The following is a 6,787-nucleotide window of genomic DNA, read 5'->3' as shown; positions in this document are numbered from 1 at the left end:
ATTTTTAGAAAAATAAATTCTTATATCAAATTTTTCGTGCTGACTAAAATAGCCATTATTTTGTATTTTCTGATTGAGCTTATCGTAATTTTTATACATAAGTTCAGCCGTTTCGAAATAATGAATCTGGAGTGTTAGTACACGGTCGTGATTGCGACTTGGGAGCATATCCTCAGGATTTCGGCTATCTGTGTCTATAGAGTAGGTATATCAGATTCAATCCATTCATTGCGACTTGATGGCATTTGAATACCAGATCGATGCATAAGCCTTAAAGCAACTTGGACATTATCTTGAAAGTCAATAATCAAACGATAAAGATTTTCATTCATACCACAAGCTCACTTCATATTATTGAGGAAGGGATACAATACATCCCAAGGAGCCGAGGTAGTCAAGGCTGCACGAGAGGCCGCCGAGTTCTCAGTAAGGTCCAAGAAAATATCACAATGTAGGTGTAAAAGAGGTGCTCTTTTCTGCGGCAGCAGCACCAACAGATATCATGAGTGGTAATGCTCCGTTATTTAAGGCGGGCAATCAGCCTTTGGATGATAAAATATCAGAGTACTGACGTGGTGAAAAGAAACCGCAGATTGATATTCCTGTTAGTTCTTAAATGTTGAAAGTGATGCGGGATTGTGGCGGTAATTCGTTGTTACGCGTGGGAATCGGATATTAACCTTTGAGCAAGGCAATGTTGTCATGGTCATAAGTCGCAGAAATGATAATAAATATGCTGATTTTGTTGTTTATAAGGCTTCACAAGATATTTAAGATCGACTAATGTTGCAGATCACATAACTCATATCCGTTAGTTTCTTGTATCAACCAAAATGGCAATATGTGTCGGGCTGAATAACCAGCATACTTGATGAGAAACAATAAGATGACATTATATTACGTGAATACTAATAAGCAAAACAACGGTGATAACGAAGTTCATTCGAGTACTTGTGGCTGTATGCCCATAGAAAAAAATCGGAAGCTTTTAGGCGATTACGATTCTTGCCAGGAAGCCGTCAAAGTGGCAATTAATATGGGGTATAACGCCAATGGTTGTTACTACTGCTCCAAGCTCTGTCATACATCGTAAGGAAATAATGGGTTAATCTTAAGGTCATTTCGGTGGCCTTTTTGATCTCCAGAGCTGAAGTAGTATCTGATGGTTATTTTCTGACATTTTCGATTTTCAAAAAATGGACGACTGCTTGTCGTTGCCACTAGCGTAGATAGCGCCACTTCAGGGTAATCGACTGCGTGGTTGAGTGTGCTGATTGAATTACGGGGTTCCAAACCAGGTAGCAGATTTTGGCTATAGCATTCAAAGAATGGGCTGCAAATTTATTGAAAAAATCGGTATTACCCATCACTAATATTTTGATACGGAAAGAGTATGTATAGTGGATGACATAATCTTATGCTGTTATGACAATGTTTAAACTGTGGAGCGTAATGTCATTGATTGGATATACTTGAGAATTAATTACGTTGGAGGTTGTATGTATAAGTCCCTTTTATTGCCGTTAGCATTCGCTTTTTTATGTGTGCTTTCTTTACCTGCCTGTGCTGTACAGGAAAAGGTTAACTCTACTCATTGCGCCGTACTTGACGGGAAGTTAGGTGAAAATGGTCACGATGGGGTACCTGATACGAACTGTAAAAATGGGGGTAATGGCGGACAGGGCAGTCCAAATATTAATAATGGCGCAGGCGGTAATGGGGGGGATGGTGCTACCGGTAGTAATGGTAGTAATGGTAGTAATGGTAGTAATGGTAGTAATGGTAGTAATGGTAGTAATGGTGGTAATGGTGGTAATGGTGGTAATGGTGGTAATGGATGAGCGCTGTATCTTCAAAAAGATAAATGAATTAACAGTGCGGAGGCTGAAAAACGCCGGATAACAGTGAAGCCAAGGTGCTGTCTTTAGACGATGAAGCCGCTCTTGTAGCTTTAGCTTTAGATTTAGGGTAGTAAGGCAGTGGTGACACTGTTAAAGGATACGTATAAGTTTACGAAACAATTCGGGCAGTATGACCAGAAATGAAAACAGCCCGATGGTTCGAGCTATTAGGTAAATATCACTTTCAAGCAACCGGGGGCCTGGGTTACAACGAAGAAAAGTGAAGCACTGCAATGGTATTAATGAGGTAACAAAGTGCCTATCGGGAGTCGGACGATTCAGTTAACAGCAATATCAAGGCAGCGGAGATGTACGCCACATAACCACTGATGCGGAGTCAATCAGTGGTGTTTTTCATCTTCAGGGTATCGGTAAACTTCTCCGCAAAGTAATATCACATCAGGTCTTCTTTGATGTATACGGGCAGCAACATCCATGCATTCATGACGCGTCGGATAAATGTCTTCTGATACAGGCAGGGCCTCACAAGCATCCATACCGCAAGCGCTAACCAGTAAAACAAATCCTATGAGCATATATTCTCCTTATTTATAGGATTTATATGAGTATAGCGTGTTTCCAGGGTGGGCTGCCGCCTTGTCTTAGAAAGAAACACATATATTGGCTCTCTTTGATGAATTAGCCAAATTTAGTCACTACCACGCCAATCATTATAATGGCACTGGCGATAAGGCGGATCATTGATGGTTTTTCTTTGAGCATCCATATAGAAATCACCATTGCAAAGAAGAGCACACTGGTTTCACACAAAGCGGCTACCAGTGCGATAGGGGTACTTTTCATTGCCCAAATTATGATGCCATAGGCGAGTAATTGCATTGCCCCGCCGATGATGCCGTGACGCCAATGCTGGCAGATCTCGTGAAATATCACCTTTCGATGCATTAGTCAGAGTAATCCAAACATTGCTATACCATTGAGCATGAACAGCCAGAGAATATAACAAATAGGTTCTATGCTGGCCCGACTATACGCCCCATCAGGCATAGCAGGCAGTAAAGGTCGCCGTAATTAAAGCATAGATAATCGCGCGACGGTAAAGCCTGCTCATAGGCTTTACTTAGAAACCGGCAATAGCCGGTATGAAAAAATACCGACAGCAACAGCCAGGGTAATGCGGCAAGAGAGGGTAGACCAGTAAAGATGACACCGGTTAGCGAAATTGCATCAGAAAAAATAGCCATAAGTGCGATGGTGACAAAACGATCATTACCAATTTTAACAAGAGCATTCCAACAAGCATGTAATAGTGCCATCCCCAGTACCGTAATAAATATTTCGGTACTCATTTCGTCTCTTTATTGTTAGGCGGTATAGTTTACCTTAACTGGATTTATTTTCATCTTGATAGCCTGTCGTATAACTCATGGATTAAGTCGATCTAACACATCGATACTTCATTAAGTAGAGATGATATTATTCTAGAGTTATATATTTATATAATATAGATTATCATGATGATATTTATCAGGATATTGACTTTAATATGATGTGGGATAAGTTATTTTGGGGGGTAGACGTTTATTTATTACCCACGGGCTAGTGTTTTGGCTTATATAAAGATACTTGCTGGGTTCATTTTGATATTAGATGCAATATTAGTTTAATTCATGATTAGTTAGCTTATTAATTAAGGCGCATTAAAAATATTTCTGAATATTAAGATGGTCTTTCTTCTTCGGTATCAACTTTTTTGCTAAACATGGACTAAATAGTGAGTAATCTCACGGTTACGATTTTATAAAAAAATGCTAAATTAGTACCATTGATGTAACGCATTTGGTTTTAGGATAAGTGATGAAACAGTTTCCATTTGATAAACGTTATGAAGTTGAAGATGCCAGTGGGTCCATTGAATACTATATCGACGGCGATGAGTATATCCGCAGTCAGGACGGCGAACCAGGCTATCGTATTAAAGGTTATGAAGTGTATGAGTGTGGTGTTGCAGACAAATTAGCAGGATTTCTTGAAGGAAAACATATAACTACACCGGATGCTGATATTCTGTTAACGATTCTGGATGAGGACTCTACGGCAGGTTATTAACGGCTATTCAATTCTTTGATATCGTCTTTTGAAGGCTGTGCTGTATTACTTGAGGTTAAGAACGGATGAGCAAGGGACTTTTCAGTTAGTGTTAAACTGATTAACGTAAAACCTGAGTGATAATTGACTGGAGCCGCAATGTGCGATCATGCCATTACATTGTATACAGATGCGAATTTTTTTAGTCCTTATGTGATGTCTGTTTTTGTGTCATTGACGGAAAAAGCTCTCCCATTTTCATTAAAACCCATTGATCTCTCTTCCGGTGAAAATAGACAGCCAGCTTATGTTCGGTTGTCAGCAACTCGTCGTGTGCCAACGCTGGTCATTGACGACTTTCAGTTGTCAGAGTCTTCCGCGATCAGTGAATATTTGGAAGAGCGGTTTGCTTTCCCTGAGTATTCACGAATTTATCCGCAGGATAGACAAGAGCGTGCCAGAGCGCGTGAAATCCAGGCTTGGTTACGTAGTGACTTAGTCCCTATTCGCAGTGAGCGCCCAACTGAAGTTGTCTTTGCCGGTGAGCTGTTACCACCGTTATCAGATGCGGGTCAACAGGCCGCTGATAAGCTTATTTCCGGGGCTGCACGTTTACTGTCGGATGGTAGAAAGTATCTGTTTAGCGAATGGTGCATTGCAGATACCGATTTAGCGTTGATGCTTCACCGGTTAGTTTCGAATGGTGACGCGTTACCAGAGTATCTTAGCAAGTACGCAAGCTATCAATGGCAGCGGCCTTCTGTGCAGCAATGGTGTGCACTATCGCAAAGGTGAAACAACGGAAGGGCTTGGTATCCCTCGATTAGACAGTGAATAGTTTGCTGACGTTATAAATATGAAGGTTATTGGAGGTATCCGATACGGTAGATGATCTATAGAGGCAATAGCGTGAGTGAAGTGATTGAGTTTGAAACCAAGCGGTTACGCCTGCGGCAGTGGCTGCCTTCAGATAAAGCACCGTTTGCGGAGTTGAATGCAGATAAGCGTGTTATGGCATTTTTTCCAGCGCCGTTAAGTCGTGAAGACAGCGATACGATGGCTGACCGCTGTCAGACTTTGATTACCCAGCGCGGTTGGGGGTTGTGGGCTGTTGAAGTTAAAGCCAGCGGACAATTTGCTGGTGCGTTGGGGTTACATATCCCCACTGTGAATTTACCTTTTTCACCTTGTATCGAAATAGGCTGGCGCTTTGCTTACCCATTTTGGGCGCAGGGCTTGGCGACGGAGGCTGCACTGGGGGCATTACAGGTAGGTTTTGAACGATTAAAACTGGCTGAAATCGTCTCATTTACCGCATTAATTAATCAGCGCTCACAGGCGTTGATGGCGCGTATTGGTATGACGCGCGCGTCGGATACTTTCCTTCATCCTGCTGTTAGCTCCGATAGCCCGTTAAGTCAGCACTGTTGGTACCATATTTCGCAACAGCAGTGGCATAACAGAGCATCGTGCTTGTAGGCAAATCGCATAAATTAGGTTATTTTTAGTCGGTTATATTCGGTGATTCCTGTTAGGAAACATAATGATAACGAGTTGGAAATTAATACATTCCACGGTATTGCTGATTGGATTTCTCTTATTGGTCGGGTGCAGTCAGTTACCCAGGAATCCCGTGCCGATAGCGCTAATGCCTGTTGCCGAGATCCCCGGGATGCCTAATATTCGGGCGGGCGCGGGGCATGTTAGCCCAATATTTGAAACTGATTTACTTAAATCCTATCAAGATGAATCCAAAGAGATGTTCCGAGTCTCTGATGGGGTATGGGTTTACCCGCATTTGGCCTTATCTGGTGGCGGCCCCAATGGTGCTTTTGGTGCTGGTTTTTTGAATGGTTGGACTAAAACAGGCAAACGGCCGATTTTCAAAGTGGTGAGTGGTGTATCTACTGGCGCGCTAATTGCCCCCTTTGCTTTTCTTGGCGCTGATTATGACCAGGCGCTGCACGACTTTTATACCACAACGACAACCCGTGATATTTTTCACTTAGATAATCTGTTGTTCCGTCTATTTTTTCGCGAGTCATTGGCTGATACCAGTCCACTTTCTCAGTTGATCGATAGCCATATTACCCCACAATTGATGAATCAAATTGCGAAAGCGCATCAGAACGGGCGGCGTCTCTATATAGGCACGGTTGACCTTGATTCGCAGCGGTTCATCGTGTGGAATATGGGGCTTATCGCCATCAAAGGAACACCTGAGGCATTGACGTTATTCCGTCAGGTTATGCTGGCTTCTTCCTCCGTGCCAGTCGCTTTCTCTCCGGTATTTTTTGATGTAGTAGCGAATGGCAAACATTATGATGAAATGCATGTTGATGGCGGTGTTGCCGCGCGGGTGTTCTACAATGGCGGTGTGTACAGTTCGAAAGTGGTGCGTGCGAGGGCCGGGCTGACAAACAGCAAAGAAGATATTTATATCATCCACAATGGGCAGCTTGGCCCACAGCCAGAGCCGACACCTCGTTTAGTCCGCAATATTGCTTTACGGACTCTGGATTCAACGAGTAAAGCTGCACTGGTAGGGGATTTGTATCGTATTTATGCATTTTCTTTAGCGGAGCAAACTGGCTTTCATTGGATAACCATACCGGCAGATGTCGATATTAACGGCGCTGAAATTTTTGATCCGGTCAAAATGGAGCGGTTGTATCAGGCAGGTTACACCCTGGCTTTGCAGGGACCTAAATGGTCATTAAGGCCGCCGGGAGCCATTGAGCTAAGGGAGTTATTGCTGGAGGCGGAAACCCTACACAGCCATTGAGGTTATCAGCATTGCAGAGATTATTGTTACTGTAGCGAGCGGGTATTGGCTG

The 6,787-nt window shown here is 42.8% G+C and carries 6 protein-coding genes and 1 pseudogene; 5 read left to right on the top strand and 2 right to left on the bottom strand.

The features are described from left to right. Positions 1-1,499: 1,499 nt before the first annotated feature. Positions 1,500-1,841 (top strand): hypothetical protein, encoded by a 342-nt coding sequence (locus YALDO0001_RS19990; RefSeq protein ID WP_071986379.1) that lies wholly within the window; start codon positions 1,500-1,502, stop codon positions 1,839-1,841. Positions 1,842-2,242: 401 nt separating this feature from the next. Here the strand turns inward: YALDO0001_RS19990 and YALDO0001_RS04755 are convergent, their stop codons facing one another. Together YALDO0001_RS04755 and YALDO0001_RS04750 are read right to left on the bottom strand one after the other, a co-directional pair. Beyond that, positions 2,243-2,437, bottom strand: coding sequence for a hypothetical protein (locus YALDO0001_RS04755; RefSeq protein ID WP_042545721.1), 195 nt, complete (start codon positions 2,435-2,437; stop codon positions 2,243-2,245). 103 nt (positions 2,438-2,540) lie between these two features. Continuing rightward, positions 2,541-3,211: pseudogene (locus tag YALDO0001_RS04750) on the bottom strand (EamA family transporter). 508 nt (positions 3,212-3,719) lie between these two features. Here YALDO0001_RS04750 and YALDO0001_RS04745 point away from each other — a divergent pair. From YALDO0001_RS04745 to YALDO0001_RS04730, 4 genes are all read left to right on the top strand, one after another. Further along, positions 3,720-3,971 (top strand): hypothetical protein, encoded by a 252-nt coding sequence (locus YALDO0001_RS04745; protein WP_004700413.1) that lies wholly within the window; start codon positions 3,720-3,722, stop codon positions 3,969-3,971. Positions 3,972-4,109: 138 nt separating this feature from the next. Beyond that, positions 4,110-4,745: a glutathione transferase gene (yfcF, locus tag YALDO0001_RS04740; RefSeq protein ID WP_042839416.1), complete on the top strand. Its 636-nt coding sequence runs from the start codon at positions 4,110-4,112 to the stop codon at positions 4,743-4,745. A gap of 93 nt (positions 4,746-4,838) precedes the next feature. Beyond that, positions 4,839-5,429, top strand: coding sequence for a GNAT family N-acetyltransferase (locus YALDO0001_RS04735; RefSeq protein ID WP_004700409.1), 591 nt, complete (start codon positions 4,839-4,841; stop codon positions 5,427-5,429). 64 nt (positions 5,430-5,493) lie between these two features. Beyond that, a complete protein-coding gene (locus YALDO0001_RS04730) occupies positions 5,494-6,735 on the top strand; it encodes a patatin-like phospholipase family protein (protein WP_042839415.1) in 1,242 nt (413 codons plus the stop codon). Positions 6,736-6,787 lie beyond the last annotated feature (52 nt).

The sequence above is a fragment of the Yersinia aldovae ATCC 35236 genome, assembly GCF_000173735.1.
Lineage (GTDB): Bacteria > Pseudomonadota > Gammaproteobacteria > Enterobacterales > Enterobacteriaceae > Yersinia > Yersinia aldovae.
This window is presented reverse-complemented; position numbering and strand designations above follow the sequence as displayed.